Consider the following 25951-nt stretch of genomic DNA (forward strand, 5'->3'; position numbering starts at 1 on the left):
GTACCAGTAGGATGGTGATGTAACTAGCGGCGATACCTTCGGCGCGTTCCGCACAGTCCGCGCGTGGACCCTAATTCTCCAGCAGGCATCACCAGGGCCCCACGTGTGCTGTCCGATCGCTCTATGCCGGGATCAGCAAGTAAGGAGAGCTACCGACCAGTGGCTGCCAAAGACTCCAACGCATCGGGTTCGACCAGAGCGACCGGGAAGCAGGACTACGGTGCCTCCTCCATCACGGTTCTCGAGGGACTCGAGGCGGTTCGCAAGCGTCCGGGCATGTACATCGGCTCCACCGGCGAGCGCGGTCTGCACCACCTGATCTGGGAGGTCGTCGACAACTCCGTCGACGAGGCGATGGCCGGATACGCGACGAAGGTCGAGGTCACCCTGCTGGCCGACGGCGGCGTCGAAGTGATCGACGACGGCCGGGGCATCCCCGTGGAGATGCACGCGCAGGGCATCCCGACCATCGAGGTCGTCATGACCCAGCTGCACGCAGGCGGCAAGTTCGACTCCGAGTCCTACGCGGTGTCCGGTGGTCTGCACGGCGTCGGCATCTCCGTGGTCAACGCGCTGTCGACGCGGCTGGAGGCCGAGATCGACACCGGTGGCTATCACTGGACCCAGGAATACAAGGACGCGAAGCCCGGCAAGCTCATCCAAGGCGAGCCGACGAAGCGGACCGGTACCACCATCCGGTTCTGGCCGGATCCGGACATTTTCGAGACCACCACCTTCAACTTCGAGACCGTCGCGCGCCGGTTGCAGGAGATGGCGTTCCTGAACAAGGGCCTCACCATCGTCCTCACCGACCAGCGGGTCAGCGACACCGAGATCACCGACGAGGTGGTCAGCGAAACCGCCGAGGCGCCCAAGCACGCCGAGGAGGGCGCAGCGCCCACCGAGCACAAGGTGAAGTCCCGGACCTACCACTACCCGGGCGGTCTGGAGGACTTCGTCCGCCATATCAACCGGACCAAGCAGCCGATCCACAACTCGGTCGTCGCGTTCACCGGTAAGGGCACCGGCCACGAACTCGAGGTCGCGATGCAGTGGAACTCCGGTTACTCGGAGTCGGTGCACACCTTCGCCAACACCATCAACACCCATGAGGGCGGTACGCACGAAGAAGGCTTCCGCGCGGCGCTGACCACGGTGGTCAACAAGTACGCCAAGGACAAGAAGCTCATCAAGGAGAAGGACGGCAACCTCACCGGTGACGACATCCGGGAGGGCCTGGCAGCCATCGTGAGCGTCAAGGTCGGCGAGCCGCAGTTCGAGGGCCAGACCAAGACCAAGCTGGGCAACACCGAGGTGAAGTCGTTCGTGCAGCGCACTTGCAACGAGCACCTCACCCACTGGTTCGAGGCCAACCCGGCCGACGCGAAGACCATCGTCAACAAGGCGGTGTCCTCGGCGCAGGCCCGGGTCGCCGCGCGCAAGGCTCGCGAGCTGGTGCGGCGCAAGTCGGCCACCGACCTGGGCGGACTGCCCGGCAAGCTGGCCGACTGCCGGTCGAAGGACCCGAGCAAGTCCGAGATCTACATCGTGGAGGGCGACTCCGCCGGCGGCTCGGCCAAGTCCGGGCGCGACTCGATGTACCAGGCGATCCTGCCGCTGCGCGGCAAGATCATCAACGTCGAGAAGGCGCGCATCGACAAGGTCCTCAAGAACAACGAGGTCCAGTCGATCATCACCGCCTTCGGCACCGGCATCCACGACGAGTTCGACATCAGCAAGCTGCGGTATCACAAGATCGTGCTGATGGCCGATGCCGACGTCGACGGCCAGCACATCTCCACGCTGCTGCTGACCCTGCTCTTCCGCTTCATGCGCCCGCTGGTCGAGCACGGGCACGTCTACCTGGCGCAGCCGCCGTTGTACAAGCTGAAGTGGCAGCGCAGCGAGCCGGAGTTCGCCTACTCCGACCGGGAACGCGACGGCCTGCTGGAACGCGGTCTCGCCGCGGGCAAGAAGATCAACAAGGACGACGGCATCCAGCGCTACAAGGGTCTGGGCGAGATGAATCCGAAGGAACTCTGGGAGACCACCATGGATCCCAGTGTCCGGGTGCTTCGTCAAGTGACGTTGGACGACGCGGCCGCGGCCGACGAGTTGTTCAGCGTGCTGATGGGCGAGGACGTAGAGGCCCGCCGCAGCTTCATCACCCGTAACGCCAAGGACGTCCGCTTCCTCGACGTGTGACCTGCCCGAGGCGCCGCCGATGGCGGTGGCGCCCGGCAGTTTTCGCACGTCAGCCCGTTAAGGAGACTTCATGACCGACATCACCCTGCCACCGGACGGCGCGGGCGACCGCGTCGAACCGGTCGATATCCAGCTGGAGATGCAGAACAGCTACATCGATTACGCGATGAGCGTGATCGTCGGCCGCGCGCTACCCGAGGTGCGCGACGGCCTCAAGCCGGTGCATCGCCGCATTCTCTACGCCATGTACGACAACGGGTACCGGCCCGATCGCGGATACGTGAAGTCCGCGCGCCCGGTGTCGGACACGATGGGTAACTACCACCCGCACGGCGACTCGGCGATCTACGACACCTTGGTGCGTATGGCGCAGCCGTGGGCGATGCGCTACCCGCTGGTGGACGGCCAGGGCAATTTCGGCAGCCGCGGTAACGACGGCGCGGCGGCCATGCGTTACACCGAGTGCCGCCTCACGCCGCTGGCGATGGAGATGCTGCGCGAGATCGACCACGAGACGGTCGATTTCATCCCCAACTACGACGGCAAGACGCAGGAACCGGTGGTCCTGCCGAGCCGCGTGCCGAACATGCTGATGAACGGCAGCAACGGCATCGCGGTCGGCATGGCGACCAACATCCCGCCGCACAACCTGACCGAGCTCGCCGCCGCCATCTACTGGGCGCTGGACAACCACGACGCCGACGAGGAGGCCACCCTCGCCGCGTGCATGGAGCGGATCAAGGGCCCGGACTTCCCGACCTCGGGCCTGATCGTCGGCACCCAGGGCATCCACGACGCGTACACCACCGGCCGCGGTTCGATCAAGATGCGCGGTGTCGTGGAGATCGAGGAGGACAATCGCGGGCGCACCACGATCGTCATCACCGAGCTGCCCTATCAGGTCAACACCGACAACTTCATCAACGCGATCGCCGAGCAGGTCAAGGATGGCAGGATCGCCGGGATCGCCGACATTCACGACGAGTCCTCCGACCGCGTCGGCCTGCGCATCGTGGTGACGGTCAAGCGTGACGCCGTCGCCAAGGTCGTGCTGAACAACCTGTACAAGCACACCCAGCTGCAGACCAGCTTCGGCGCCAACATGCTGTCCATCGTCGACGGCGTGCCGCGCACGCTGCGGCTGGACCAGATGATCCGGTTCTACGTCAACCACCAGTTGGACGTCATCGTCCGGCGCACCAGGTACTTGCTGCGCAAGGCGGAGGAGCGGGCGCACATCCTGCGCGGCCTGGTCAAGGCGCTCGATGCGCTCGACGAGGTCATCGCGCTGATCCGCCGCTCGGCCAACACCGACACCGCGCGCACCGGCCTGATGCAGCTGCTCGACATCGACGAAATCCAGGCGACCGCGATCCTGGACATGCAGCTGCGGCGGCTCTCGGCGCTGGAGCGGCAGAAGATCGTCGACGATCTGACCAAGATCGAAGCCGAGATCGCCGATTACAAGGACATTCTCGACAAGCCGGAGCGGCAGCGCGCGATCGTGCGCGACGAGCTGGCCGAGATCGTGGAGAAGTACGGCGACGATCGGCGCACCCAGATCGTCTCGGCGGACGGTGACGTGGCCGACGAGGACCTGATCGCTCGCGAAGACGTGGTCGTCACGATCACCGAGACCGGCTACGCCAAGCGCACCAAGACCGATCTCTACCGCAGCCAGAAGCGCGGCGGCAAGGGCGTGCAGGGCGCAGGCCTCAAGCAGGACGACATCGTCAAGCACTTCTTCATCACCTCGACGCACGACTGGCTGCTGTTCTTCACGAACAAGGGCCGGGTCTACCGCGCCAAGGCCTACGAACTGCCCGAGGCCAACCGCACCGCGCGCGGCCAGCACGTGGCCAACCTACTGGCCTTCCAGCCGGACGAGAAGATCGCCCAGATCATCCAGATCAAGTCCTACGACGACGCGCCGTACCTCGTGCTCGCCACCAAGAACGGCCTGGTGAAGAAGTCGAAACTGACCGACTTCGACTCCAACCGCAGCGGCGGCATCGTCGCGGTGAATCTGCGCGACGAGGACGAATTGGTCGGCGCCGTGCTCTGCTCGGCCGACGACGATCTGCTCCTGGTCTCCGCGCTCGGCCAGTCGATCCGGTTCTCGGCCACCGACGAGGCGTTGCGTCCGATGGGTCGCGCCACCTCCGGCGTGCAGGGCATGCGGTTCAACGACAGCGATGCGCTGTTGTCGCTCAACGTGGTTCGCGACGGAACATATCTGCTGGTCGCCACGTCCGGCGGCTACGCGAAGCGGACCGCGATCGAGGAGTACACCGCGCAGGGCCGTGGTGGTAAAGGTGTATTGACCATCCAGTTCGACGCGAAACGTGGCACCCTGGTCGGGGCGCTCATCGTCGACGACGAAGATGAGTTGTACGCGATCACCTCCGGGGGCGGCGTCATCCGGACGGCGGCTAAGCAGGTTCGTAAGGCTGGACGACAGACCAAGGGCGTGCGATTGATGAACCTCGCCGAGGGCGATACCTTGCTTGCGATCGCGCGCAATGCCGATGAGCCCGATCCCGATCAGGTCTTCGGTGGCGGCGACACCGGCTCCTCCGAGAAGTAACCCAACAGCGGCGGCAACGAACGGATCTAAGGATTCCCATTGACCACTCCGAATCAGCCGAATGACGAGCGGCACCAGACGAACGGTGTGACCGAGCGGATCGCACCGTCACCGATTCCGCCGCGGCCGATCCCACGGCCGGTCGCCTCGGCCGAGAACGGTCAAGGCCAGCAGAGCGGCGGCCAGCCGGGCGGTCACCCTGGTGGCGGCCATCCCGGTGGGCCGCAGCCGGGTGGGCCGCAGCCGGGTGGGCCGCAGGGCCAGTCGAACGGGCCGCAGTCCGGCGGTCATCCGGGTGGCCAGCCGGGCAATCAGCCCGGCGGCAACCAGCCGCACGAGATCCGCGATCCGCAGGTCGCGCAGCAGCAGGGCGCGCCCGACCAGGCGCCCGGAGGCGACGGCCAGGATCGCTTCGACCAGAAGACGACCCGGATCCCCAACCAGGCCCCGCAGTCCGCGCCCGAGAGCGAGGACAAGCAGCCGGTGGGCGCCCCCAATGGCGGACAGCAGTCGCCGTATCAGGACGGGTGGGCGCAGCTGCCGCAGCGGGAGCCGCAGTCCAACCTGTACCGCCCGGGGCAGGCCCCGGTCACCGGCCGCCCGACCTCGGGCGGTGCGGGCGGCGGCCTCGGCAGTAGCACGTCCAACGCGCGTACCACCGCCGACTTGGCCGCCAAGGCGGCGCGCAAGGAAGCGGCGATGGTGAAGTCCGTCGGCATCGACGGCCCCACCCGCAGCATCGCGCGGCCGGAACTGATCAAGGACATGCCGGACCTGTCCGAGATCCGGCATCCGCTGCCGCAGGCCGAAGCCGCGGGCCAGCAGCCCGGGCCGGTTTCGCCCGCGGTTCCGGTCGCGGTCGCGGCGGTCGCCTCCGGCGAGCCGCTGCGGGCCACCGTGCAGATCCGTCGCATCGACCCTTGGTCGACGCTGAAGATCTCGCTGGTCATCAGTGTGGCGATGTTCTTCGTGTGGATGCTGGCGGTCGGCCTGCTGTACATCGTGCTCGAGGGCATGGGCGTGTGGGAGCGGCTGAACAACACGTTCACCGACATGGTGTCCCAGGACAGCGGTTCGGTGGGACTGATCGACGCGGGCACCGTGTTCGGGTACGCGGGCGTGATCGGCTTGATCAACGTCGTGCTGTTCACCGCGCTCGGCACCGTCGGCACCTTTATCTACAACCAGTGCTGCGACCTCGTCGGCGGCATCCAGGTCACCCTGGCCGACCCCGACTAGTCCCGGAACGTCCAGACGGCCGGCACTCGCCCAGCGGGCAGAGTGCCGGCCGTTTTCGTGGGTACTGTCGCCTGACGGACTGTCATAGCGGCGGCGCTGGACAGCGGCTGTCGCTGCCGCTGTAAGTGCGCCTCGCTAAGGCTTCTACCAGCTGTTTTGGTTCAGTGGATAGGTGTTGTGTAGTCTCTACACGTCGTTGTTCATGCAAACAACACAAACTACGGGCCTATAGCTCAGGCGGTTAGAGCGCTTCGCTGATAACGAAGAGGTCGGAGGTTCAAGTCCTCCTAGGCCCACCTCCCTCAGTGCCAGGTCAGGCACCATTCCGGTCTTCTCGGGCCGATCTACCGCTGCGTCATCAACCGGCCGTCCGCCGATTTCCGCAAACTTCGCCGCGTTCCTGTAGACCCGGGGATGCGACATCCCTTTCGGCACCAATCTTTTCGGTTTCACCGTCTACGACCTCGCGATCGACCTGCCATTCCTGCCCGCCCATCCCACCTTCGGCCTGAGCGGTGCGCACGGCCGGGCCGGTAGCCCGCCGATCGATGGCACCCTCACCAACGGTGGCGCCAGCTGCACCGGAGGCGGTCGAGGCGCTCTGATCTGTACCTCGAAGGGCCACAGCTTCAGCTTCGGCTGGTCGGGCACCCAGATCAGCTGACCCCCTGCACGCTGCCCCGGCCCAGCATGACCACCTGCGGGACGGTGTTCTGGGCCGAGGCGATTTCGTCGCGGGGCGGCTACCAACCGGTCTGGTGGTACACCCCCGCGGGGCTGTTCAGACCGGAGACTCACCGCTGGACGCACCCCTGTAACACCAAGGGCGGCCGGTCCGACATCTCTGACAACAGTTGAGGGACAAGAACATTCGTAGCATTGCGCGGCCGCAATGCGTCGCTTCGGCGCGCCGGTGATCGCGGGCACGAACGAATATCGAAACCGAAGCTCGGTCAGCAATTTCGAGGGGTGCGCAATGAACGTCAGGCTATCGGCTGTGCTGTCGATCGCGGCAACCGTTGTGGTCGCAACCGCCGCGTGCGGGACCGACTCGAGCACATCGGCCGGGTCAGCGACGTCGGCGGGAAGTACGACCACTGCGTCATCGGCGGGTCCGGCGGCGACGCGGACAACAGCGATCGGCGAACAACCGGGGGCGGCGCCACAACCGGGAGGGGCGCCACAGCCGGCGACGGCGCAACAACCGGCTCCCGGGGCCACCGCGGTCCCGGAACCATCCGTCGCGGCGACCCCGTCTCCCGCTACGCAGTCGGCGCCGGAAGGTAGCGGCCACGGCCTGTGCTTCGACGCCAACTCGGCGCTCGCGGCGTCCGCGGTCGCCACGTTGGCCGCGCCGCCAGGTGGCGGGTCGTGGACGATCCAAGGGGCGAGCGAGGATCCCATCGCGGCGGGATGTTCCGGGGTGCTGTCGTGGATGACGGTGGAATGGCCGGGAATTCATCCCGGCACACACGTTCTCTTCTTCACCGGCGGGAAGTATCTCGGGACCGCGAGCGCGCGGCCATACGGGTACACGACAGTTCTGGGCAAGACCCGCGACACCGTGTCCGTGCAGTACCGCTGGCCGTTGAAGAACGACGCGCTGTGCTGCCCGCAAGGAGGACCGAGCGTCGTGACATTCACCCTGAACGGCACCACCGTGCAGGCGAACGGGCAGTTCCCGCCGGAGAACTGAACGGCCCACACCGGAACCACACGAAAAAGGCTCACGCTCCGCGAGCATGAGCCTTCGACGAGTGGAGCCTAGGGGAATCGAACCCCTAACCCCTGCCTTGCAAAGGCAGTGCTCTGCCAATTGAGCTAAGGCCCCGCGCGTACATACGCCTGCAGAACGTTACCTTCTCGCCGTTGAGATGGTCAAAACGTCAGGTTGTCGCGTCAAGCCGAGCGCTGTCGGCCGCACGCCCGGGTCAGGCGGCGTCGGCGGGCTCGAGCACCGTGGCGAGGGAAGGCAGGGGACGCGAGCAGATCTCGTCCGCCTCGTCAGCCGGAACGCCGAACATCCGAAGCAGGTCTTCGGTGACCTGATCGGTGGCGGCGGCGTCGTCACGGTCGGGGTGCTCGTGCAACAACTGGCCGAGGCACAGAGCGGCTCCGGCCACGATCGTCATGGCCAGTTCGGCGTCCCGCGTGCGGAAACGGCCGATGCGAGCGGCGGCCTCGATGTCGCGGCGAGCGCGCGGTGCGAGTCCCTTCTCCGAGGCGGTGAGCGTCAGGCCGTTGTTGAGCAACACCTTGCTCAGCGTCGGGATTCTCCGGTGCATGCGCCCGGTCAGCCGGAAACTCTGCGCGAACACCTCGGCTGGGTCGTCCAGCCCCTCGGTCAGGGCATCGAGCACGGCACCGTGCTTCTCGAGCGCTTCCTCGACCGCCGCGTGGAACAGGTCCTCCCGGCTCTGGAAGTGGTTGTAGAACGACCCCATGCCGACGTCGGCGGCTTGGGTGATCTCCAGGATGGGCGCGTTCAGCTTCCCGCTCGCGATGAACGACTGGGCCGCTGTTATGAGGGCGGCGCGAGTGCGGGCCTTGCGGCGCTCCAGGCGGTTGGGTTCCGCCCCGGTCCGTTCCGTCATGCCGCTCCTCTCCCTGCCGCTGCCTCGATGATGATAACTCATTGTTCAGTCTTGACGAATCCATCAGAGGCCGGGCTCGAGTCCTTCTGGGCGGGCTTCGGGCACCGCAGTAGGGTGGAAACCATGAAACTTCTTCTCACCGCCGGTGTCGTAATTCTGGTTCTCTTCGGCATCTCGAAGCTGCGCCAGCGCAGCGACGCGGACATGTGGCACGAGGTGACCACCCGCTGATCCTGGGAGGGGCCTTAGCTCAATTGGTAGAGCACTGCCTTTGCAAGGCAGGGGTTAGGGGTTCGATTCCCCTAGGCTCCACTGATGCGCTTCGTTCCGGTGCGGCCGCCTACCGCTGGTGCGTCGGTGTGCGCACCCGATCTTCGAGGCCGATAGGGATAACGGGTGCCTCCCGACGAATTCCGAGTCGGTAGCAGCGGGAACACGGGCTCGCCCGGCCCGGCGGAGGTGCCGAAATTTCCGGCCGGATAACCTGAACCTTTGTGTCCAATTGGACACAGAGCGGCAGCGGCACAGCCGCGACAGGTCGCCGCAATCAGACGATATTCGTTGATACTGTGCCAGACTGGCCCGGCACAGTAATACACTCCTCACCCTCGGAGGAACGTCTATGACGAATTCTGTTGCGCCACTCGAATTGCCCGAACCTCTGGTCATCACGCTGGGGAATCTCAAGGGCGGTGTCGGCAAAACGACATCAGCGTTCTTCTTGGCGAGCTACTTCGCTTCGGTTCACGAACTGCGGGTGCTCGTGATCGACGCCGACCCGCTCAGCCAGACCGGCTACTCCTGGTACCGGCGGTTGGTCAAGGGGGGCATCGAAGTGCCGTTCCATCTGGTCGCGTTCCCGTCGCGGCATGTCGGCGACTGCATCACCGACAATGCCGCCGATTTCGACGTCATCATCGTGGACGCCGGGGGTGAGTCGGCCGATATCTTCAAGGCCGCCGTTCCGGAGAGCGACGAGCTGTTGCTGTTGACGAGTGTGAGCCCGTCGGAAGTCAAACGTGTGCCGAGTACGTTCAAAGCCGCGGAGGAGGCGGCGGCCGACACCGACCGGGAAATCCGGGTGCGGGTGCTGATGACCAAAGTCCCGGTGATCATGAAGAAAGGCGTCAATGTCTCGACCGAATACCGTGCCCAGCGGGGACATTTGGAAAGCGCGGGCTACGACGTATTCGATTCCTATTTGAGCGCCTGGAAATGGTATCGGGAGGCAGCCGACGGGGAGGTGGGGGAGGGCGCGGAGAATCCGATCGAGGATTTGGGCGAGTACCGCAAGGTGGGCGACGAACTGCTGAGCGCGTATCGCGCCCTGATGGAGGTGCCTGCCTGATGCCTCCACAACGCAGGAAGGGTTCGATCGGCGGGGCCAATCCGCTATCCGACGGCGCCGAGCACACGCCACCGGTGTCCCCGCTGCGCGACGCCGAATGGCGACGGTCGAAGCCGGCCGAGAGCCCGAATGTCTTGACCATGCCGGTGCCGGACGCGGGCGACGGACCCCTGAGCGACCGAGAACGGGCGCAGTTGACGGCGTGCGAGTCGTCGATCGACACGCTGCGGATCGCATTCTGGGCCGCCGGGCGTGCGCTGCAGATCGTGCGGGACGGCAGGCTCTACCGCGACAGCCATGAGACGTTCGACGACTACGTGGAACAGCGGTGGGATATGCAGCGCTCATACGCGCACAAGCTGATTCGCGCTTGGCCGCTCGCCGCGCGGCTGCAGCCGGTCGCGCCGGCGATCAACGAGGGCCAGGTCCGCGAACTGCTGCCGGTGGCGGCCGAATACGGGGAAGACGCGGCGGTCACCATCTACACCACCGTGGCGGCGGGTGCCGACGTGAAGGTCACCGCGGGAAAGCTCCGGCAGGCGGTGGCCCTGCTGCCCGAACGCTATGACGAAGAAGTGGTGGTCGAGCGTCTCCAAGCGTGGCTGCGCGGCGAACTGCCGGGCGACCCGACCGATCGCTCCGCCGACATCTTCACCGCCATGGAAACCCGGCTCGCGGCGCTGACGAAGCGCGTGGTCAAAGGATCCAGCGACGACCCACGCGCGGCGCGCGAATTCGCGGCAAAGCTCCGTACGATCGCCGAGCAGATCGAGGAACAGATCACCGCGTGAAATCGCAGTCGGCGACGACCCCGCGGCGGAATCTTTCCCTGCGGGGTCGTTGCGTATCGGGGGAATGAATTGCGAGACGCGGAATTATCGTTGCGAGTCACGTGCCGGAACGAGTTATTATTTCGTTATGGAAATAAAGGTGTGTTGTGCTTTACGTGATGCAAACTATGCCGAAAGGTGAATACTCGGATCGGATCCGCTGGACTGACGAAGCACCGTGATGGTTTTCGAATCAATTCGAGGTCTTTGGTGAAGTCCGTCGCGCCACGCATGGCGGCGTCGTATGGCTCCGCCGGAGGCCGGCGATATGAGCATCGGAGGACCGCATCATGGCATCATCGACCGACGACCGATATATCCGCTACCTGCGACGTGCTGTGCTCTGGGCACTCGCCACCGGAGCGGCCGCACTCATCGGCGTGTTGTGCAACGCAGGGGAGGCATCGGCCCAGCCGGTGACCATTCCGGGCGTGGGAACGTTCGAGATTTCCGACTACATTCCCCTGAACAACGCCATACTCCCCGTTACCGAATCTCCGGTGACCGCAGGGTTCTCGGATATCGAGAACATCGCGAGTACCCCGGTTCCGCAGATCGAGATCGCGCCTGCTGCGCTCGGCCCGGCGATCGAGTCCCCGGTTTCGGTGAACATTCCCGTAATCGAGCTGCCGTTACCGACGACTGTGCCCGCGATCGAGATCCCACTGATCGGCGTGCTTCCGGAGATCGAGCTCCCCTTCCTCGGCGACCTCCCGCAGATCATGCCTCGGGCGCCCACTCCGCCCGCCGCGGTGATACCGCAGAGGACCGCCGGTGAGATGGCCGTCGACGCGGCACGAACCAAACTCGGTTCCGACTACAGCTATGGCGCCGTCGGCCCAGACTCCTTCGATTGCTCCGGGCTGGTGCAGTGGTCCTACGAGCAGGCCGGCGTGGAGCTGCCACGCACCAGCTACGACCAGCTCGCCGCCGGAACGCCGGTACCGCTCGACGAATTGCGTCCCGGCGACATGGTCTCGTTCTACGGCGGAAGCCACTCCGCCCTCTACGCAGGCGACGGCAAAGTCATCCACGCATCGACTTACGGCACGGGCGTGACCACTTCCCCCCTCTCCTCGATGCCGGTGACAGGCGCCCGCCGATTCTGATTCCTCTGGTGCAGTCGCACCGCAGTTCGCACGTCAGGGAGAGACCGCCGCCGCTTCCAGTGCGGCCAGCGTCTCGGCATCCGGCCAGTGGCGGATTTCGTAGCGGCGAGGTGAGAGATCCGGGACCGGAGTGAGGCCGGTCAGTCCGACGACAGCATCGAACGGGACCTCGAAAAGACGCTCCAGTTCACCTCGGTCGTCACGGCAGAAGGCGACGTAGTCGGCCTCCGGGAGCAAGTAGTCGACACCCTCCCCCCAGACGGTGATCGTGAAGGGGCCGTTGTCGCCGTGGCCGTACATGACCGAACCGACATAGGCGGACTCGAGGTCATAGGGCGTGAATTCCAGATCCCGCTCGACGATCTCGTTGAGAATCTGAGCTTGCGCGTCGTATTCGGTGACCGCCAAACCGCATCGGGCCCGCTGCACGGCGGGCAGGTGGCGGTGCGCGGGTGAACGATCGAGCGGAATGACCGCGCCACTGTCGTCCACGGTGTACCCCTGTGGCGAGACCGGCCGGGACGCGTCACGGTACTGCTCTTCCACCACCTCGAAGATCGGCTCGAGATCGTCCGCACCGGTCGCGATGATGAGCGTGTCGACGTCGGGCATGAAGGCGACAGGTGGTCGGGTTCCGAAGCCGGAACCGGCGAGCCAGCCGGGGACCAGTGGCCACGAGGTGCAGTAGCCGTCGCCGTCGTCGACGAATTGCAGGATGCCGTCTTCCTCGATGTCGGTGAAACTTACTATCGCCCCGAGGTTCTCGCGCGCCGCCGCGAAAACCTCCTCGGGACTCACGTCCCATTCGCGCAACGACGCGTAGGTAACGATCGACCGGGTGTGGGGCATATCGATGGCGACCATCTCGTCCACGAATGGAAACGCGGAGCGAGCGATCGGCCGCGATTCCGGTTCGACGCCCGCGCCGAAGCTGTTGGGACGCAATACCGGCCGCAGCATGGACCGCACCGAAGGCCAGCCAGGCGCGGGGGCGCTTAGCTCACGCACGGCGTCGCAGTGCTGCGCGACCCGGACGTCGCGCTCCGTGGCATCGAGCTCACGCGTTTCCCGAAAGATGTTGTGCAGGTCGAGAAACAGATCGCCGATCCGTATCGCGAACTCGTCCTGGTCGTATTCGACATCGGTTTCGCCCAGCGCCGCCAGATGCTGCATGACGAGCGCGGCGAAGGCGGCGGCTTCGTCTTCGATATTCTGCACGCGGCCACGGTAGTCGCGAAGTCCCGCGGTCACCCGGCGGTGGCTTACCGCGTGAGGGGACCGTGCCGATCCAGGTGCAGATAGGTGTAGCCGGTGACGAGCAGGCACACGACTGTCGCGGTGATCAGCATGGCCCAGCCGGCGACCAGCAGGCTCAGCAGTCCGCCGAGCAGCGCGCCGAGCGAGAAACCGGCATAGAGCAGAAAGTACCCGAGCCAGTCCGCGTAGTCGCCACCGCTGAGGTGGCGTTCGATACCCTGACCCAGCTTGACGAGCGTCCCGGTGACGTAGCTGAGCGGTATGGAGACCTCACCGTTGCGGACGAACGATGTGTTGAGCGCGCCGACGCCGAAGGCGACGAACAAGATCGGCAGCAGACCGATCGGCTTGCTGGACGTCTGGTATTCGAGCAGGTCGACGGCCGAGGCCAGCGCCAGGCAGACAGTGGTGAGCAGAGTTGGCCCGTGTGGGTGCCCGGACCAGTAGCGTCTGCGGCACCATGAGGCCACCACGACACCGGACAGGAAGGACATCAGCAATCCCGCGGCCGCCAAACCCATGTCCGATTCGTCGTGGAAGTACCCGAGGACGGCCCGTTCGGTATTGCCCGTCATAAAAGTGACGAAATAGCCAGCGGTGTGCATGAACGCCGCCGCACCGATCAACCCGGCGAGTGCCGCCAGGACCCAGGACAGTCTGGCTTCGGAATCGAAAAGTGCCTTCTTGCGACTTTCTTCCAGTTCCGGCACAGGTCGAACTCCTTCCGGTACGGCGCGGCAGTTCAGTCAAGCAGGCTCGTCGACGGAATCGGCTTACGCAGGGCCGACCGTTGCTCATAGATCGCCGGTCTTCCGGGCGTTCCGTCGACGCATGCTCCCACGCGATATCGAAGCGCCGTTCACCCTGGTCGGCGGGCCGCCGTCCGGACCGAGCCCTCCCGAGCGAGTCGCTGCTCGGTTACCGTGCTGAGGTGGATACTCTGCTCGACTTCCTGCTGACCGAGCCGGTGGCGGCCGCGCCGCTCGATGATGTCGCCGCGGCGTGGACGCGACATCGCGTGGCGGCGAATCGTTTCGAGCAGCCGGTGGAGGTGTCGATCGCGGGTGGCTTCGGAGCCGACCGGCTCGGGTTCGCCTTCCTGTCCGGCTATCAGGAAGCGCTGCGGACGCTGATTCCGGACCTGCCGGACGACGACCTGGTCGCGATGTGCGCCACCGAGGAAGGCGGCGGTCACCCCGCCGCGATCCGCACCACGCTCACCGAGCGGGACGGGGTCTGGCTGCTCGACGGCACCAAGTCGTTCGCGACCATGGGCTCTTACGCGCGACAGCTGGTGGTGATCGCCAGTGTCGGCACGGCGCCGGACGGGCGGAACCGGTTGCGCGCCTGCACGGTCGAGACGGGGGAACCAGGCGTGCGCCTGACCGATCATCCCGCGCTGTCGTTCGCGCCCGAGGTCCCGCACGCGTCGGTCGTGCTGACCGGCGTGCCGGCGTTGCCGCTTCCCGGTGACGGATATCTGGACTACCTCAAGCCGTTCCGCACGATCGAGGACATCCACGTGCTGGCCGCCACGCTGGGCTGGCTGGTGCGGGTGGCTCGGGTGTCGCAGTGGCCGCGCGCGAGTCGGCAACGACTGTTGACACTGGTGGCCGCCGTGCGCGGTCTGGACATCGATGCACCGGGTGCTGCCGGGGTGCACGTCGCCCTCGGCGGGGTCTTCGATTCGTTCGGTGACGTGCTGGCCGAACTCGAGCCTTTGTGGCAGTCCGCCGACCCCGTGACACGGCAGCGGTGGGAGCGTGACCGGCCACTGCTGGCCACCGCCGGGCGCGTGCGCGCGCAACGCCTCACTGCCGCGTGGCAGGCGCTCGAACCGGGCGACGGCCAAGCGGGGACAGGGGTCTGACCTGGTCTGAAATGGGGAGCGGGCCTCGGCGAAGGGGGGGAGTTAGCCGAGGCCCGCGTAGGGTCGGCCCGGGGGGGGAGGGGCCGACGAGAACGATGCTACTCGATGATGTGCGTTTGTGTGTGCGGGGGGACGGCCACGCTCCAAGTCTTTTTTGGTTGGGCTTACTTTCTGGATGTCGCATGGCAGTTGTCCCTGGCCCCTCGGTCACCCACGCCATTCCTGCCTGTTGGCTTAGTGTTTGCCAAAAGTGTTGTAAAGCAAGCGTTTCCATGGCTGTACGGCAGCATGACCTGCTGCGGATACGCGTTGTGCACAACATGCCGACCGGTCGCCGAAGAAAGGAATCCACGAGAACGCTCGGGCGTGTCCGCCATTCGGGGGCGTGGTGCCGCCCCGCGCGGGGGCCGAATGTGTCGTACCCCGATGCGAACATGTGTTCGTGATCACCGACCGGACTGTTCGCGCGGAGCGCCCCCGCCCGCCGCGACAACGCGCATGCGAATTTCCGTCATCCGAGTACGGGACCTCGGCGATTCGGGTAGTCCGCTACGCGCGCTCAGGTACCCGTACGCGCGGGATCATCGAACCGGTCGCATTCCGATCCGGTACCCCCGAGCACCGACCGGATCGGAATGCGGCCTTCTCGCGTTGCACGAGTCGTCCTTCCAGGGCAGACAGGTCTCCGGAAACAAATCGGATGAAATTGTCGGCGAGCGGGACAATACTGTGCCGGGTATCGGCCGGTGATCCGATCCAGCGAATTGATCCGCGCCCGGGGCTCCCGGGGTCGCACTCATTCGCACCGAACTCGTCAACTTCAGGAGAATCATGCCCGACGCAATAGTCGCCGAGGGTCTGGTCAAACGATACGGCCAGCTGGTGGCCCTCGACGGACTCGATCTGCGAGTCCCGGAAGGCACCGTCACCGCACTGCTCGGACCCAATGGCGCAGGCAAGACCACCACCGTCCGCGTGTTCACCACCCTGCTGGTCCCGGATGCCGGACACGCGACGGTCGCCGGAATCGATGTGCTGCGCGATCCACAGATGTTGCGTTCCCGCATCGGGGCGTCGGGACAGTATGCCGCGGTCGACGAATACCTCACCGGTTTCGAGAATTTGGAAATGGTGGGACGTCTTTATCACATGGGGGTGCAGCGAAGTAAGGAACGCGCGCGCGAATTGCTCGATCGATTCCGGCTCACCGACGCCGCGGACCGGCCGGTCAAGGGTTACTCCGGCGGCATGCGCCGTCGCCTCGATCTGGCGGGCGCGTTGGTTGCGAACCCTCCCGTGCTGTTCCTCGACGAGCCCACCACCGGACTGGACCCTCGTGCGCGCCTGGATCTTTGGGACGTCATCGAAGAACTGGTCGCGGGTGGGACAACGTTGCTGCTCACCACCCAGTACATGGAGGAGGCGGATCGGCTCGCCGATTCGATCGCGGTGATCGACCACGGCAAGGTGATCGCCAAGGGCACCGCGGACGAACTCAAGACCATGGTCGGCGGCGACCGCATCGAGTTGACCGTCGATCGCGTGGACAATCTCGCGACGGCCGAGGCCGCGCTGAAGAGTTTGGCGGACGGGGAGATTCATCTCGAACCGGGGTTGCGCCGGATCATCGTCCCGGTCTCCGACGGGTCGCAGGCACTTGTGGAGGCAGTGGGGCGGCTGGCCGAGCACAGCGTGCAGATCCACGACGTCGGTCTGCGCCGCCCGTCGCTGGACGACGTCTTCCTCACCCTCACCGGTCATGAGGCGGAGGCGATCGCCGCCGGTGACGCGGCGAACGACGAGCTGGGAGCTACGGAAGGAACGATCCGATGACCGCCACCGCCCCGGTCCTGGGCAGGCCCTCGCTGGGCGCGCGCCTGTCCATAGTGGTCAGCGACAGTGTGACCATCGCGAAACGCAACGTCATCAAGATCAAGCGGGTACCCGACGTCCTGATCTTCTCCACGCTCTCGCCGATCATGTTCGTGCTGCTGTTCGCCTATGTCTTCGGCGCGGCCATCGACGTGCCGGGTCTCTCCGGGGGATATCGCGAGTTCCTCATCGCGGGCATCTTCGCGCAGACCGTGGTGTTCGGTGCGACCTTCACCGGCGCCGGGCTGGCCGAGGACATGCAGAAGGGCATCATCGACCGATTCCGCTCGCTGCCGATGGCCTCGTCGGCGGTGCTGGTCGGCCGCACGATCAGTGATGTGGTGATCAACGTGGTCAGCCTGACCGTCATGTCGCTGACCGGTCTGCTCGTGGGTTGGCGCATCCGCGGTTCGTTCCTGGACGCAGTGCTGGCCTACATCCTGTTGCTGCTGTTCGCCTACGCGGTGTCCTGGATCATGGCCGTGGTGGGGCTGCTGGTGCGGGCGCCGGAGGTGTTCAACAACGCCAGCTTCATGGTGATCTTCCCGCTCACGTTCATCGCCAACACGTTCGTCCCCAGCGAGAAACTGCCCACCGTCCTGCGGGTGATCGCGGAATGGAACCCGGTGTCCGCGTTGACCCAGGCGACGCGTGAACTGTTCGGGAACACGAGCCCGCTCGCGCCGACGCCGGATGCCTGGTCGTTGCAGCACCCGGTGATCACCTCGCTGGCCTGGGTGGTGGTGATCCTGGTGGTGTTCGTGCCGCTGGCCCTGCGTCAGTACAAGAAGACGGTCAGTCGCTGATCCGCCGCTGTGTCGTCAGCGCTCGGTCTCCACGCCGGTCTCCGCCAATGGAGTCGGCGTGGAGCCGTTGCGGGAGTATCCGATGCGCGGCGGCGCGGGCGCGGGTTCCGGCGGCTGCGGCCGCCGGGTGCGGGCCAGATAGGCCACGCCACCCGTCAGCGCGACGGCGGCGGCGAGAAGGAGCCGATTACGTGAACGCGACGAGACATGCAGGCGCCCAGAGGTCATTGGACCACTCTATGCACAGCCCGGTGATTCGCGCAGGAGGCCCAGCTCACAGCACGGTCCGGCCCAGTTCCGCGGCCGCGTCGCCGACCGTGGCACGATGGGCGGCGTGACCTCACCGAATCAGACATCCGTGGCAACGCTGCACACGAATCACGGCGATATCAAGCTCGCGCTTTTCGGTAACCACGCGCCCAAGACGGTCCGCAACTTCCTAGGTCTCGCCGACGGTTCGGCTCCGTACACCACGGCGAACGCCAGCGGAGGCAACAGCGGTCCGTTCTATGACGGCGCCCTGTTCCATCGCGTGATGGCCGGTTTCATGATTCAGGGTGGCGACCCCACCGGGACCGGTCGCGGCGGCCCCGGCTACGAATTCGGCGACGAGTTCCACCCCGAGCTGCGGTTCGACCGTGGCTACCTGTTGGCGATGGCCAACGCGGGGCCGGGCACCAATGGCTCCCAGTTCTTCATCACCGTTCGTCCGCAGCCGCACCTCAACCGCAAGCACACCATCTTCGGTGAAGTCGTTGACCCGGAATCCCGGAAGGTCGTCGACGCCATCGCGACCACCAGGACCGATCGCAACGACCGGCCCATGGAGCCCGTCGTCATCACCAAGATCACGATCGAATGAGACTATGAATCCCCAGCCGCCCGCACCCACCTGCGTCCGCCATCCGAATCGCCCGACCGGCCTGGCCTGCACGCGGTGCGGGCGGCCGTCCTGTGCGGAGTGCCTGCGACCCGCGGCCGTCGGTCAGCACTGTGTCGACTGTCTGCGCGTGGATCAGCGCGACGCCGCGCCGGTGCGGACGGTCTCGGGCGCGGCAGCGCCCCGGATGTCCGCACCCTATGTGACCTATGTGCTGATCGCGCTCAACGTGGTGATCTACGCGATCACCGCGGCGCAGGCCAAGAGCCTGATGGACAACCAGCGCGGCTCCGCGCTGTTCTTCGACTGGGTGCTGTTCGCACCGGCGGTCGCGGACGGCGAATGGTGGCGGGTGCTCGGTTCCGGGTTCCTGCACTACGGTCCCATCCACCTGCTGCTGAACATGTTCGCGCTGTATGTGGTGGGCCGGGATGCCGAATTGGTGCTGGGCCGGCTGCGCTACCTGGCGGTGTACCTGGTCTCGTTGCTCGGCGGCTCCGCCGGGGTCATGCTGTTGTCGCAGAACAGTCTCACGGCAGGTGCGTCGTGCGCGGTGTACGGCCTGTTCGGTGCGATCACGATCATTCTGCTCCGGTTGCGGCAGAACCCGAATCAGATGCTGATCATCATCGGCATCAACGTGTTCATCAGCCTGTCACTGCCCGGCATCTCGCTCTGGGGTCATCTCGGCGGTCTGGCCGCGGGCACCGTCGCCACGCTCGGCATTCTGTTCCTGCCGGGTTGGCTGCGAGTACGCACTCCGCAAGCGGCACGGACGGTCGGCTGGATCGCGGTGGCGCTCGTCGCGTTCGCGGCGCTGGGGCTGGTGGCTGTGGGCGCGATCACTTCGACTGCCTGACAGCGGGATTCGCTTCACGTGAAACATTCGCGGCCGGGTTTGCCGAATGTCCCGGCCGCGGCGTCGTCAGCGGGTCTTGTCCTGGGTGAGCCGGAGGGCTTGGACAAGGTCTTGATATACGAACTCGGGGTTGGCGCCCAGATCCCAGCGGCCGAAGATCAGCAGCCGGTCCATCCCGTCGTGCTGGACGTCTAGTTCCAGCATCGGCATCTTCCGCCCGAGACGGCGGTAGCTCACCACACGGGCGCGCACGATTTGCTCGGGGGTGTATTCGTCAGGTCCCGTCAGGGTGCGGACCACCATGCGTGGTTGCGCGCCGGGCACCACGGACAGTCGCGGGCGTTGCCGGAACCCGAGCGCGGTGAGGGCGAGCAATCCGGCCGCTGCCAGTCCTACGAGCAGGCGGCTCGCCGCCTCGTTGGTGACCACCGCCGCGACGGCCAACGCGACGCCGCCCACGGCGACCGCGACGAGCGCGGAGGTGGGCGTGGTCCAGGCCAGGCTCGGCTCGTCATGGTCCGGCGAGCCGGGGACCGCGGACTCCGAACTCACGGCACTCCCCAATCGCTCCTCGAGTTGTCCACAGGCTCATCCACAGGTGTGCATGAATGACACGTCTGTAATCTGCGCGATGTCGCCGCTCAGCGCCAGCGCATCGTCATGATCAGGCCCACCACCATCAGACCGAAGCCGATCAGGAAGTTCCAGGCGTTGAGATCGTTCATCCAGCTGATCTGCTCGGCCGCCAAGTAGTAGACGAGCAGCCAGGCCAGCCCGGCGAGCATGAATCCGAGCATGATGGCGACATACCAGACCGGCGACGGCCCGGCCTTCACCTTCACCGGCGTCCGGCTGGCGGGGTTGATCGTATAGTCGGTCTTCTTACGGACCTTCGACTTGGGCATGACGTCCTCGTATTCGGCGTGCAGGTCGTGGTCTCTAGGCTATCCCAACAGGTAATGGATGCGACGCGGTGCCGGGCGGGCACGTAATCTCGATGCCATGCGTGTTCTGGTCGTCGACAATTACGACAGCTTCGTCTTCAACCTGGTGCAGTACCTCGGTCAACTGGGTGTCGACGCGGTCGTCTGGCGTAACGACGATCCGAATCTGGCCGACGTCGCTGCGGTGGTCCGTGACTTCGACGGCATTCTGATCAGTCCGGGCCCCGGCACTCCGGACCGTGCGGGCGCCAGTATCCCGTTGGTGCGCGCCTGCGCGGAAGAAAACGTCCCGCTGCTGGGCGTATGCCTCGGCCATCAGGCGATCGGGGCGGCCTTCGGCGCCACGGTCACCAGGGCTCCCGAGTTGCTGCACGGGAAGACGAGCGAGGTCTTCCACATCGGTGCGGGCGTGCTGGCTGGTCTGTCCGACCCGTTCACCGCCACGCGTTACCACTCCCTCACCGTGCTCGAGGACACCCTGCCGGAGGAGATCGAGGTGCTCGGGCGCACCGAGAGCGGGATCGTGATGGCGATGCGGCATCGCACGTTGCCCATCCACGGTGTGCAGTTCCACCCGGAATCGGTGCTCACCCAGGGCGGGCACCGAATGCTGGCGAACTGGTTGGGCGTGTGCGGTGAGCGTCCCGCCGAAGGGTTGGTGCAGAAGCTGGAGGCGGAGGTCGCCGCGCTGGTGCTGCAGTGACCCGTCCGCATGTGCTCCTGTCGGTCGCGACGAGTATCGACGGGTACATCGACGACGCGAGCCCCGAGCGACTGCGCTTGTCCGACGCGGCGGACTTCGATCGGGTCGACCAGGTCCGCGCGGACTCCGACGCCATCCTCGTCGGAGCGCAGACCCTGCGCAGCGACAATCCGCGACTGCTCGTCGGCAGCGCCGAGCGCAGGGCGGCCCGTCTCGCCGCGGGCAAGCCGGAGTATCCGTTGAAGGTGACGGTCTCCGCGAGCGGCGAGCTCGATCCCGAACTGCGGTTCTGGCACCACGGCGGCGGCAAGCTCGTCTACACCACCGCGGCGGGCGCGGCGAAGCTCACCACCCGGCTGAGCGGACTGGCCGATGTGGTGGATCTCGGCACCGAACTCGACTTCGGTGCGCTGTTGGACGATCTGGGCCGCCGGGGTGTCGACCGTCTCATGGTGGAGGGCGGCACCCGCGTCCATACCGCGTTCCTCGCCGCCGATCTGGCCGACGAACTGCACCTCGCGGTGGCGCCGATCCTGGTGGGTGACGTCGCGGCCCCGCGGTTCCTCGACCCGGCCGATTTCCCGGGGGCGCCCCACCGCAGGATGCGGCTGGCGGGCGTGACGCAAGTCGGCGATGTCGCCGTGCTGCGGTATCTGCCGAAGGCCGACCGGATCTGACGCCGGGGTCGTGCCACGACGAGGGGCGACGCACCGCGGACGACGGCCTGCCGTCCGCGGCCGGGCGTCGGCTCACACCACACCTCGACCGGATTGTGCCGCCCGCCCTAACTGCGTCGAGTTCGCATCGCAGGGCGGGAGCCCGGTGGCAGACCCATCCGAGAGGGCGGTGGGGTACCGCCCTCCGCAGCGGTTCGAAATCTACGGACGCCCGTAGACGGCGGTCACGAACTCGCCGAGCTGGTTATCGTCCAGATGCCTGGCCAGGTCCGCTTCGCTGATCATGCCGACCAGCCGCTTGTCCTCGATGACGGGCATGCGCTTGACCCGGTTGCTCTCCATTTCATCGAGGACTTCCTCGATGTCGGCGTTGGCATCGACCCACCGCGGCGTCGCTTCGCACAGTTCCTCGACCCGGCAGTTCGCGGGGCTCTTGCCCTGAGCGATGCACTTCACCACGATGTCGCGGTCGGTGACGATGCCGCACATCCGTTCGTTGTCGTCCGAGACGATCAGCGACCCGACGTTGAGTTCGGCCATGGTGCGCGCGGCCTGCTCGACAGTCGTGTCCTTGGAGATCCACTGAACGCCGGGTTTCATGATGTCCCTGGCAGTGGTCATGAGCTACCTCCTCGTGCTCAGCTGCGCTGATTGGGATGGAGCAGCATCATTCTCCCGCAATTCACACCGGATGGTCTCGTTTTCTGGATACCGGTGACCACGCCCGATCACGGCGGACCCAGTACCCCCACACCGACCAGGATGGCGCTGTTCTTCTGGATCGAACTGCCCGCGGACGGCTGCTGGCTGAGTATGCGTCCGACATTGCCCGCGTCGAAGGTTCCCTGCGGCGACTGGCTGATCTGGCTGGTGCTGCCGGTCCAACCTTCCGCGCGCAGCTTCTCCACCGCCTGCGAGACAGTGAGGCCGACCAGCGACGGCATCTTCAGATCGCCCGCGGACACCTGGACGGTAACCGTGGAGCCCTTCTCCGCGTTGCTGCCGCCGGCCGGGCTGGAGGCGACCACCTCGCCCTTCGGCTTCGAGGACTGCACCTCTTGCACGACAACCTTGAAACCGTTGCCCTCGATATTCGGCTGAGCCACGTCGATCGTCTGGCCGACGACGTAGGGAACGCGAACCGCTTCCGGGCCGGTGCCGATCGTGACGACGACTTCCCAGTCCACGTCGACCTTCGAACCCGGCGACGGATTCTGCTCGATCACCTGATCCTTCTCGGCGGTGCTCGACGGTTTGCGCTCGATGTTCGAGTTGATCCGCAGGCCTTTGGAATTCAACACCTGTTCGGCCTGCTCCTGGGTCAGCCCCGTGAGCTTCGGCACCTGCACTTGGGCGGGCCCGGAGGACACCTGAACCGTGACGGTGCTTCCCTCATCGATCCGTGAGCCGCCCAAGGGCTGGGTCGCGATGACGTTGCCCGTGGCGACCTTGCCGTCGGGCTTCTGCTGGATCGCCACCGTGAAGCCGAGCTTCTGCAGCGCGTCCTGCGCCTGCTGCGAGGACTTGTTGGACAGATCGGGAACGGCTACCTGGTCCGGCCTGCTGCCCGGTCCGAGCAGCACCCAGAACAAAGCGAAAGCCACGGCGACGGCCGCGACGGCGCCGAGCGCGATGTAGGCGGTTCGGCGCTGGCCGTTCGGTTCGGCCGGGTCCTGCTCTGCGGTGTCGTCGTGGCGTTCGACGGTGCGGTAGTTCCGCGGCGGAGGCTCGTCCGCGCTCATGAAGGTGGTGCGGTCCTCGTCGGTCATCACCATGGGGGCGCTGGGCTTCTGGCCGCCGAGTACCCGGATCAGGTCGGCGCGCATCTCGGCTGCGGATTGATACCGGTTGGCCGGGTTCTTGCTCATCGCCTTGAGCACGACCGAGTCCAGTTCGCGGGGCACCCCCGGGTGCACGTGCGAGGGCAGCCGCGGATCTTCCCGGACGTGCTGGTAGGCGACGGCGACCGGGGAGTCACCCGTGAAAGGCGGCTCCCCGGTGAGGATTTCGAACAGCACACAACCCACGGAGTAGACGTCCGAGCGGGCGTCCACCGTCTCTCCGCGCGCCTGTTCCGGCGAGAGGTACTGCGCGGTGCCGATCACCGCCGCGGTCTGCGTCATCGGGTTGGAGCTGTCGGCGATCGCGCGCGCGATGCCGAAGTCCATCACCTTCACCGCGCCGGACCGATTGATCATGATGTTGGCGGGCTTCATGTCGCGGTGCACGATCCCGGCCTTGTGGCTGAAATCCAAGGCGGCGCAGACGTCAGCGACGATTTCCATCGCTCGGCGCGGCGGCAGCGGCCCCTTGCCGCGCACGATGTCGCGCAGTGTGTCGCCGTCGACGTACTCCATCACGATGTACGGCAGCGGGCCGCCGTCCACCTCGGCCTCACCGGTGTCGTAGACCGCGACGATGGCCGGATGATTGAGTGCGGCGGCATTCTGCGCTTCGCGCTTGAACCGCAGGTAGAACGTGGGATCGCGGGCGAGGTCCGCCCGCAGCACCTTGATCGCCACGTCGCGGCTCAGCCGGATGTCGCGGGCCTTGTGCACCTCGGACATACCGCCGAACCCGATGATCTCGCCCAGCTCGTAGCGAGACGAGAGATTCTTCGGGGTCGTCATGGCAGTCCTTGCGAAGAAGTGGCGGATCCGCTGCGAGTGGCCGAAGGCCCCCGGGCACCGGGAATCTCTGGGAATGGTAGGTCGAGAGTCGGGATGCGCGGGCGCGTTGCGGTGGCAGTGGGCGCGGTGGTCGTCGGCTTCGTCGTGCTCGGTGCCGTGGTGGTGGGCGGCGCGGTGGTCGTCGTCGGCTCCGGTGTCGTGGTCTTCGGCTCGGTGGTGGTCGGTTCGTAGGTCTCGGTTTCCACCGGCGCGGGTGCGGGCTTGGGAGTGGTCGTGGTGGCCACCGGCGGGACCGGCTTCGGGTTCGGTGCGACCGTCGCGGTCGGCGACGGCGTGGAATCCGGATTGGTGTCGCCACCGAAGAGCAGGTAGGCCGTGAGCGCGGCGAGCAGGACGGCGCCGATGCCGAGTACGGTCAGCCATTTCTGGGCGGTGGTGAACCGCTTGTCGCCACCGGGCGGTTGATCGCCCGCCGTGCCACGGCTCAGCACGGTGGCCGGAGCCGCGATCGTGCCCGCGCGATTCGCCGCGCCCACCGCGCCGGCCGCGGGCGTCGAGTAGCGCACCGTCGCCCCGTCGAAGTCGGGTGGCGTGGAGGGGATAACGGCGGTCGGGCCCGGCGGGAGCACCCGCGTAGCACCGGTCAAGGGCGCGGCGGGATGGGTACCACTCGGCGGCGGCGGACGGCGGCCCGCGCGCACCGCGGCGACCGCGTCGGCGAACTCGCCGCCACTGGCGTAGCGGCGCGCCGGGTCCTTCTCCATCGTGATCTCGACCAGTTCGCGCACGTTGCCGGGCAGATCGGCCGGCATCGGGGGCGGCGTCTCACGCACGTGCTTCATGGCGACGGTGAGCGCGCCGTCGCCGGTGAACGGCCGCTGGCCTGCCAGCACTTCGTAGCCGACCACGGCGAGGGAGTAGACGTCGCTGGCCGCGGTGGCGTCCTCGCCGACCGCCTGTTCCGGTGCGATGTACTGCGCGGTGCCCATCACCATGCCGGTCTTGGTCACCGGTGAGGCGTCCACCGCCTTGGCGATACCGAAGTCGGTGATCTTTGCCTGACCGGTCGGGGTGACCAGGATGTTGCCCGGCTTCACATCGCGGTGCACCACGCCCGCGCGGTGCGCCACCTCCAGGGCACGGCCGGTCTGCTCGAGCAGGTCGAGGCCCTGGGCGACCGATAGCCTGCCCAGGCGGTTGAGCACCGTGTTCAGCGGCTCACCCTGGACGAATTCCATGACCAGGTAGGCGATCTCGCTGCCCTGCGGGTCGATCGTCTCGCCGTAGTCGTAGATGCCCGCGATGCCGGGGTGATTCAGCTGGGCGGTGGTCTTCGCCTCGGTGCGGAATCGATGCCGGAACGTCGGGTCGGCCGAGAACTCCGACTTCAGCACCTTGACCGCGACCCTGCGGTCCAACCTGGTGTCCAGCGCTTCCCAGACCTGGCCCATGCCGCCGGTCGCGATCAGTCGCTGCAGCCGGTACCGGTCGGCGATCATCGCACCGTTGTTCAGCATCGAGGTCCCCGTACCTTCACTCGC

General features: G+C 66.3%; 23 protein-coding genes and 3 tRNA genes. 16 read left to right on the forward strand and 10 right to left on the reverse strand.

The features are described 5' to 3' along the window. Positions 1-159 precede the first annotated feature (159 nt). The 5 genes from gyrB (at position 160) to ACWEH3_RS03820 (ending at position 7727) form a co-directional block, all read left to right on the forward strand. Positions 160-2205 carry a DNA topoisomerase (ATP-hydrolyzing) subunit B gene (gene gyrB / locus ACWEH3_RS03800; protein ID WP_450015929.1) on the forward strand — a complete coding sequence of 682 codons (2046 nt, stop codon included), beginning with the start codon at positions 160-162 and terminating at the stop codon, positions 2203-2205. 70 nt (positions 2206-2275) lie between these two features. Next, the gene (gene gyrA / locus ACWEH3_RS03805; protein ID WP_450015927.1) at positions 2276-4792 is read left to right on the forward strand and encodes a DNA gyrase subunit A; all 2517 of its coding nucleotides are present in this window, start codon (positions 2276-2278) and stop codon (positions 4790-4792) included. Positions 4793-4831: 39 nt separating this feature from the next. Further along, positions 4832-6031 (forward strand): DUF3566 domain-containing protein, encoded by a 1200-nt coding sequence (locus ACWEH3_RS03810; protein WP_450015925.1) that lies wholly within the window; start codon positions 4832-4834, stop codon positions 6029-6031. A 222-nt stretch (positions 6032-6253) separates the two neighbouring features. Beyond that, a tRNA-Ile gene (locus ACWEH3_RS03815) sits at positions 6254-6327 on the forward strand. 1139 nt (positions 6328-7466) lie between these two features. Next, complete coding sequence (locus ACWEH3_RS03820; protein WP_450015923.1) at positions 7467-7727, forward strand: LppP/LprE family lipoprotein; 261 nt, start codon at positions 7467-7469, stop codon at positions 7725-7727. Positions 7728-7789: 62 nt separating this feature from the next. On the opposite strand, the gene ACWEH3_RS03825 is transcribed toward ACWEH3_RS03820, so the two are convergent. Next, positions 7790-7862 (reverse strand) — tRNA-Ala (locus ACWEH3_RS03825). Positions 7863-7962: 100 nt separating this feature from the next. Continuing rightward, complete coding sequence (locus tag ACWEH3_RS03830; RefSeq protein WP_450015921.1) at positions 7963-8625, reverse strand: TetR/AcrR family transcriptional regulator; 663 nt, start codon at positions 8623-8625, stop codon at positions 7963-7965. Positions 8626-8864: 239 nt separating this feature from the next. Between ACWEH3_RS03830 and ACWEH3_RS03835 the strand changes: the two genes are divergently transcribed. The 4 genes from ACWEH3_RS03835 (at position 8865) to ACWEH3_RS03850 (ending at position 11912) form a co-directional block, all read left to right on the forward strand. After that, positions 8865-8937, forward strand: a tRNA-Ala gene (locus ACWEH3_RS03835). A 310-nt stretch (positions 8938-9247) separates the two neighbouring features. Next, positions 9248-9973 (forward strand): ParA family protein, encoded by a 726-nt coding sequence (locus ACWEH3_RS03840; protein ID WP_450015919.1) that lies wholly within the window; start codon positions 9248-9250, stop codon positions 9971-9973. Next, on the forward strand, positions 9973-10764 hold the full coding sequence (locus ACWEH3_RS03845) for a hypothetical protein (RefSeq protein ID WP_450015917.1): 792 nt from the start codon (positions 9973-9975) through the stop codon (positions 10762-10764). The genes ACWEH3_RS03840 and ACWEH3_RS03845 overlap by 1 nt, the downstream gene beginning before the upstream one ends. 329 nt (positions 10765-11093) lie before the next feature. After that, entirely contained in the window at positions 11094-11912 is an 819-nt protein-coding gene (locus tag ACWEH3_RS03850; protein ID WP_450015915.1) for a C40 family peptidase, read from the forward strand. Between the two features lie 33 nt (positions 11913-11945). Here ACWEH3_RS03850 and ACWEH3_RS03855 read toward each other — a convergent pair whose 3' ends face one another. Together ACWEH3_RS03855 and ACWEH3_RS03860 are read right to left on the reverse strand one after the other, a co-directional pair. After that, positions 11946-13130: a hypothetical protein gene (locus ACWEH3_RS03855; protein WP_450015913.1), complete on the reverse strand. Its 1185-nt coding sequence runs from the start codon at positions 13128-13130 to the stop codon at positions 11946-11948. A gap of 44 nt (positions 13131-13174) precedes the next feature. Continuing rightward, complete coding sequence (locus tag ACWEH3_RS03860) at positions 13175-13879, reverse strand: YoaK family protein (protein WP_450015911.1); 705 nt, start codon at positions 13877-13879, stop codon at positions 13175-13177. A gap of 221 nt (positions 13880-14100) precedes the next feature. Between ACWEH3_RS03860 and ACWEH3_RS03865 the strand changes: the two genes are divergently transcribed. The 3 genes from ACWEH3_RS03865 to ACWEH3_RS03875 all read left to right on the forward strand — a co-directional run bounded on the left by ACWEH3_RS03865 (position 14101) and on the right by ACWEH3_RS03875 (position 17717). After that, positions 14101-15039, forward strand: a complete 939-nt coding sequence (locus ACWEH3_RS03865; RefSeq protein ID WP_450015909.1) for an acyl-CoA dehydrogenase family protein — start codon at positions 14101-14103, stop codon at positions 15037-15039. A gap of 831 nt (positions 15040-15870) precedes the next feature. Beyond that, entirely contained in the window at positions 15871-16872 is a 1002-nt protein-coding gene (locus ACWEH3_RS03870; protein WP_450015907.1) for an ATP-binding cassette domain-containing protein, read from the forward strand. Next, complete coding sequence (locus ACWEH3_RS03875; protein ID WP_355073401.1) at positions 16869-17717, forward strand: ABC transporter permease; 849 nt, start codon at positions 16869-16871, stop codon at positions 17715-17717. Before ACWEH3_RS03870 ends, ACWEH3_RS03875 begins: the two co-directional genes overlap by 4 nt. Before the next feature lie 15 nt (positions 17718-17732). Here the strand turns inward: ACWEH3_RS03875 and ACWEH3_RS03880 are convergent, their stop codons facing one another. Further along, positions 17733-17945, reverse strand: a complete 213-nt coding sequence (locus ACWEH3_RS03880; protein WP_450015905.1) for a hypothetical protein — start codon at positions 17943-17945, stop codon at positions 17733-17735. 106 nt (positions 17946-18051) lie between these two features. Here ACWEH3_RS03880 and ACWEH3_RS03885 point away from each other — a divergent pair, with 106 nt between their 5' ends. Both ACWEH3_RS03885 and ACWEH3_RS03890 read left to right on the forward strand, forming a co-directional pair. Further along, positions 18052-18579, forward strand: coding sequence for a peptidylprolyl isomerase (locus ACWEH3_RS03885; RefSeq protein ID WP_450015903.1), 528 nt, complete (start codon positions 18052-18054; stop codon positions 18577-18579). Positions 18580-18583: 4 nt separating this feature from the next. Then, positions 18584-19456 (forward strand): rhomboid family intramembrane serine protease, encoded by an 873-nt coding sequence (locus ACWEH3_RS03890; RefSeq protein ID WP_450015901.1) that lies wholly within the window; start codon positions 18584-18586, stop codon positions 19454-19456. A 66-nt stretch (positions 19457-19522) separates the two neighbouring features. On the opposite strand, the gene ACWEH3_RS03895 is transcribed toward ACWEH3_RS03890, so the two are convergent. Both ACWEH3_RS03895 and crgA read right to left on the reverse strand, forming a co-directional pair. Then, the gene (locus ACWEH3_RS03895) at positions 19523-20008 is read right to left on the reverse strand and encodes a PH domain-containing protein (protein ID WP_450015899.1); all 486 of its coding nucleotides are present in this window, start codon (positions 20006-20008) and stop codon (positions 19523-19525) included. An 89-nt stretch (positions 20009-20097) separates the two neighbouring features. Then, positions 20098-20361 (reverse strand): cell division protein CrgA, encoded by a 264-nt coding sequence (crgA, locus tag ACWEH3_RS03900; protein WP_039803465.1) that lies wholly within the window; start codon positions 20359-20361, stop codon positions 20098-20100. Between the two features lie 97 nt (positions 20362-20458). On the opposite strand from crgA, the gene ACWEH3_RS03905 reads away from it, so the two are divergent. Together ACWEH3_RS03905 and ACWEH3_RS03910 are read left to right on the forward strand one after the other, a co-directional pair. Further along, entirely contained in the window at positions 20459-21103 is a 645-nt protein-coding gene (locus tag ACWEH3_RS03905) for an aminodeoxychorismate/anthranilate synthase component II (protein ID WP_450015897.1), read from the forward strand. Beyond that, positions 21100-21780, forward strand: coding sequence for a RibD family protein (locus tag ACWEH3_RS03910; RefSeq protein ID WP_450015895.1), 681 nt, complete (start codon positions 21100-21102; stop codon positions 21778-21780). Before ACWEH3_RS03905 ends, ACWEH3_RS03910 begins: the two co-directional genes overlap by 4 nt. 201 nt (positions 21781-21981) lie before the next feature. Here the strand turns inward: ACWEH3_RS03910 and ACWEH3_RS03915 are convergent, their stop codons facing one another. The 3 genes from ACWEH3_RS03915 to ACWEH3_RS03925 all read right to left on the reverse strand — a co-directional run bounded on the left by ACWEH3_RS03915 (position 21982) and on the right by ACWEH3_RS03925 (position 25927). After that, positions 21982-22401, reverse strand: a complete 420-nt coding sequence (locus ACWEH3_RS03915; protein WP_450015893.1) for a CBS domain-containing protein — start codon at positions 22399-22401, stop codon at positions 21982-21984. Between the two features lie 107 nt (positions 22402-22508). Then, positions 22509-24410 (reverse strand): Stk1 family PASTA domain-containing Ser/Thr kinase, encoded by a 1902-nt coding sequence (pknB, locus tag ACWEH3_RS03920; protein WP_450015891.1) that lies wholly within the window; start codon positions 24408-24410, stop codon positions 22509-22511. Beyond that, positions 24407-25927: a protein kinase domain-containing protein gene (locus ACWEH3_RS03925; RefSeq protein WP_450015889.1), complete on the reverse strand. Its 1521-nt coding sequence runs from the start codon at positions 25925-25927 to the stop codon at positions 24407-24409. The genes pknB and ACWEH3_RS03925 overlap by 4 nt, the downstream gene beginning before the upstream one ends. Positions 25928-25951: the final 24 nt, after the last annotated feature.

Source organism: Nocardia sp. NPDC004718, from assembly GCF_053601535.1.

What these genes read in the sequence shown, in the direction of transcription:
- gyrA (WP_450015927.1), top strand. Translation starts at nt 2,276, where the DNA reads ATGACCGACATCACCCTGCCACCGGACGGCGCGGGCGACCGCGTCGAA.
- ACWEH3_RS03820 (WP_450015923.1), top strand. Translation starts at nt 7,467, where the DNA reads ATGACGGTGGAATGGCCGGGAATTCATCCCGGCACACACGTTCTCTTC.
- ACWEH3_RS03830 (WP_450015921.1), bottom strand. Translation starts at nt 8,625, where the DNA reads ATGACGGAACGGACCGGGGCGGAACCCAACCGCCTGGAGCGCCGCAAG.
- ACWEH3_RS03840 (WP_450015919.1), top strand. Translation starts at nt 9,248, where the DNA reads ATGACGAATTCTGTTGCGCCACTCGAATTGCCCGAACCTCTGGTCATC.
- ACWEH3_RS03845 (WP_450015917.1), top strand. Translation starts at nt 9,973, where the DNA reads ATGCCTCCACAACGCAGGAAGGGTTCGATCGGCGGGGCCAATCCGCTA.
- ACWEH3_RS03850 (WP_450015915.1), top strand. Translation starts at nt 11,094, where the DNA reads ATGGCATCATCGACCGACGACCGATATATCCGCTACCTGCGACGTGCT.
- ACWEH3_RS03870 (WP_450015907.1), top strand. Translation starts at nt 15,871, where the DNA reads ATGCCCGACGCAATAGTCGCCGAGGGTCTGGTCAAACGATACGGCCAG.
- ACWEH3_RS03875 (WP_355073401.1), top strand. Translation starts at nt 16,869, where the DNA reads ATGACCGCCACCGCCCCGGTCCTGGGCAGGCCCTCGCTGGGCGCGCGC.
- ACWEH3_RS03880 (WP_450015905.1), bottom strand. Translation starts at nt 17,945, where the DNA reads ATGACCTCTGGGCGCCTGCATGTCTCGTCGCGTTCACGTAATCGGCTC.
- ACWEH3_RS03890 (WP_450015901.1), top strand. Translation starts at nt 18,584, where the DNA reads ATGAATCCCCAGCCGCCCGCACCCACCTGCGTCCGCCATCCGAATCGC.
- crgA (WP_039803465.1), bottom strand. Translation starts at nt 20,361, where the DNA reads ATGCCCAAGTCGAAGGTCCGTAAGAAGACCGACTATACGATCAACCCC.
- ACWEH3_RS03905 (WP_450015897.1), top strand. Translation starts at nt 20,459, where the DNA reads ATGCGTGTTCTGGTCGTCGACAATTACGACAGCTTCGTCTTCAACCTG.
- ACWEH3_RS03915 (WP_450015893.1), bottom strand. Translation starts at nt 22,401, where the DNA reads ATGACCACTGCCAGGGACATCATGAAACCCGGCGTTCAGTGGATCTCC.
- pknB (WP_450015891.1), bottom strand. Translation starts at nt 24,410, where the DNA reads ATGACGACCCCGAAGAATCTCTCGTCTCGCTACGAGCTGGGCGAGATC.
- ACWEH3_RS03925 (WP_450015889.1), bottom strand. Translation starts at nt 25,927, where the DNA reads ATGCTGAACAACGGTGCGATGATCGCCGACCGGTACCGGCTGCAGCGA.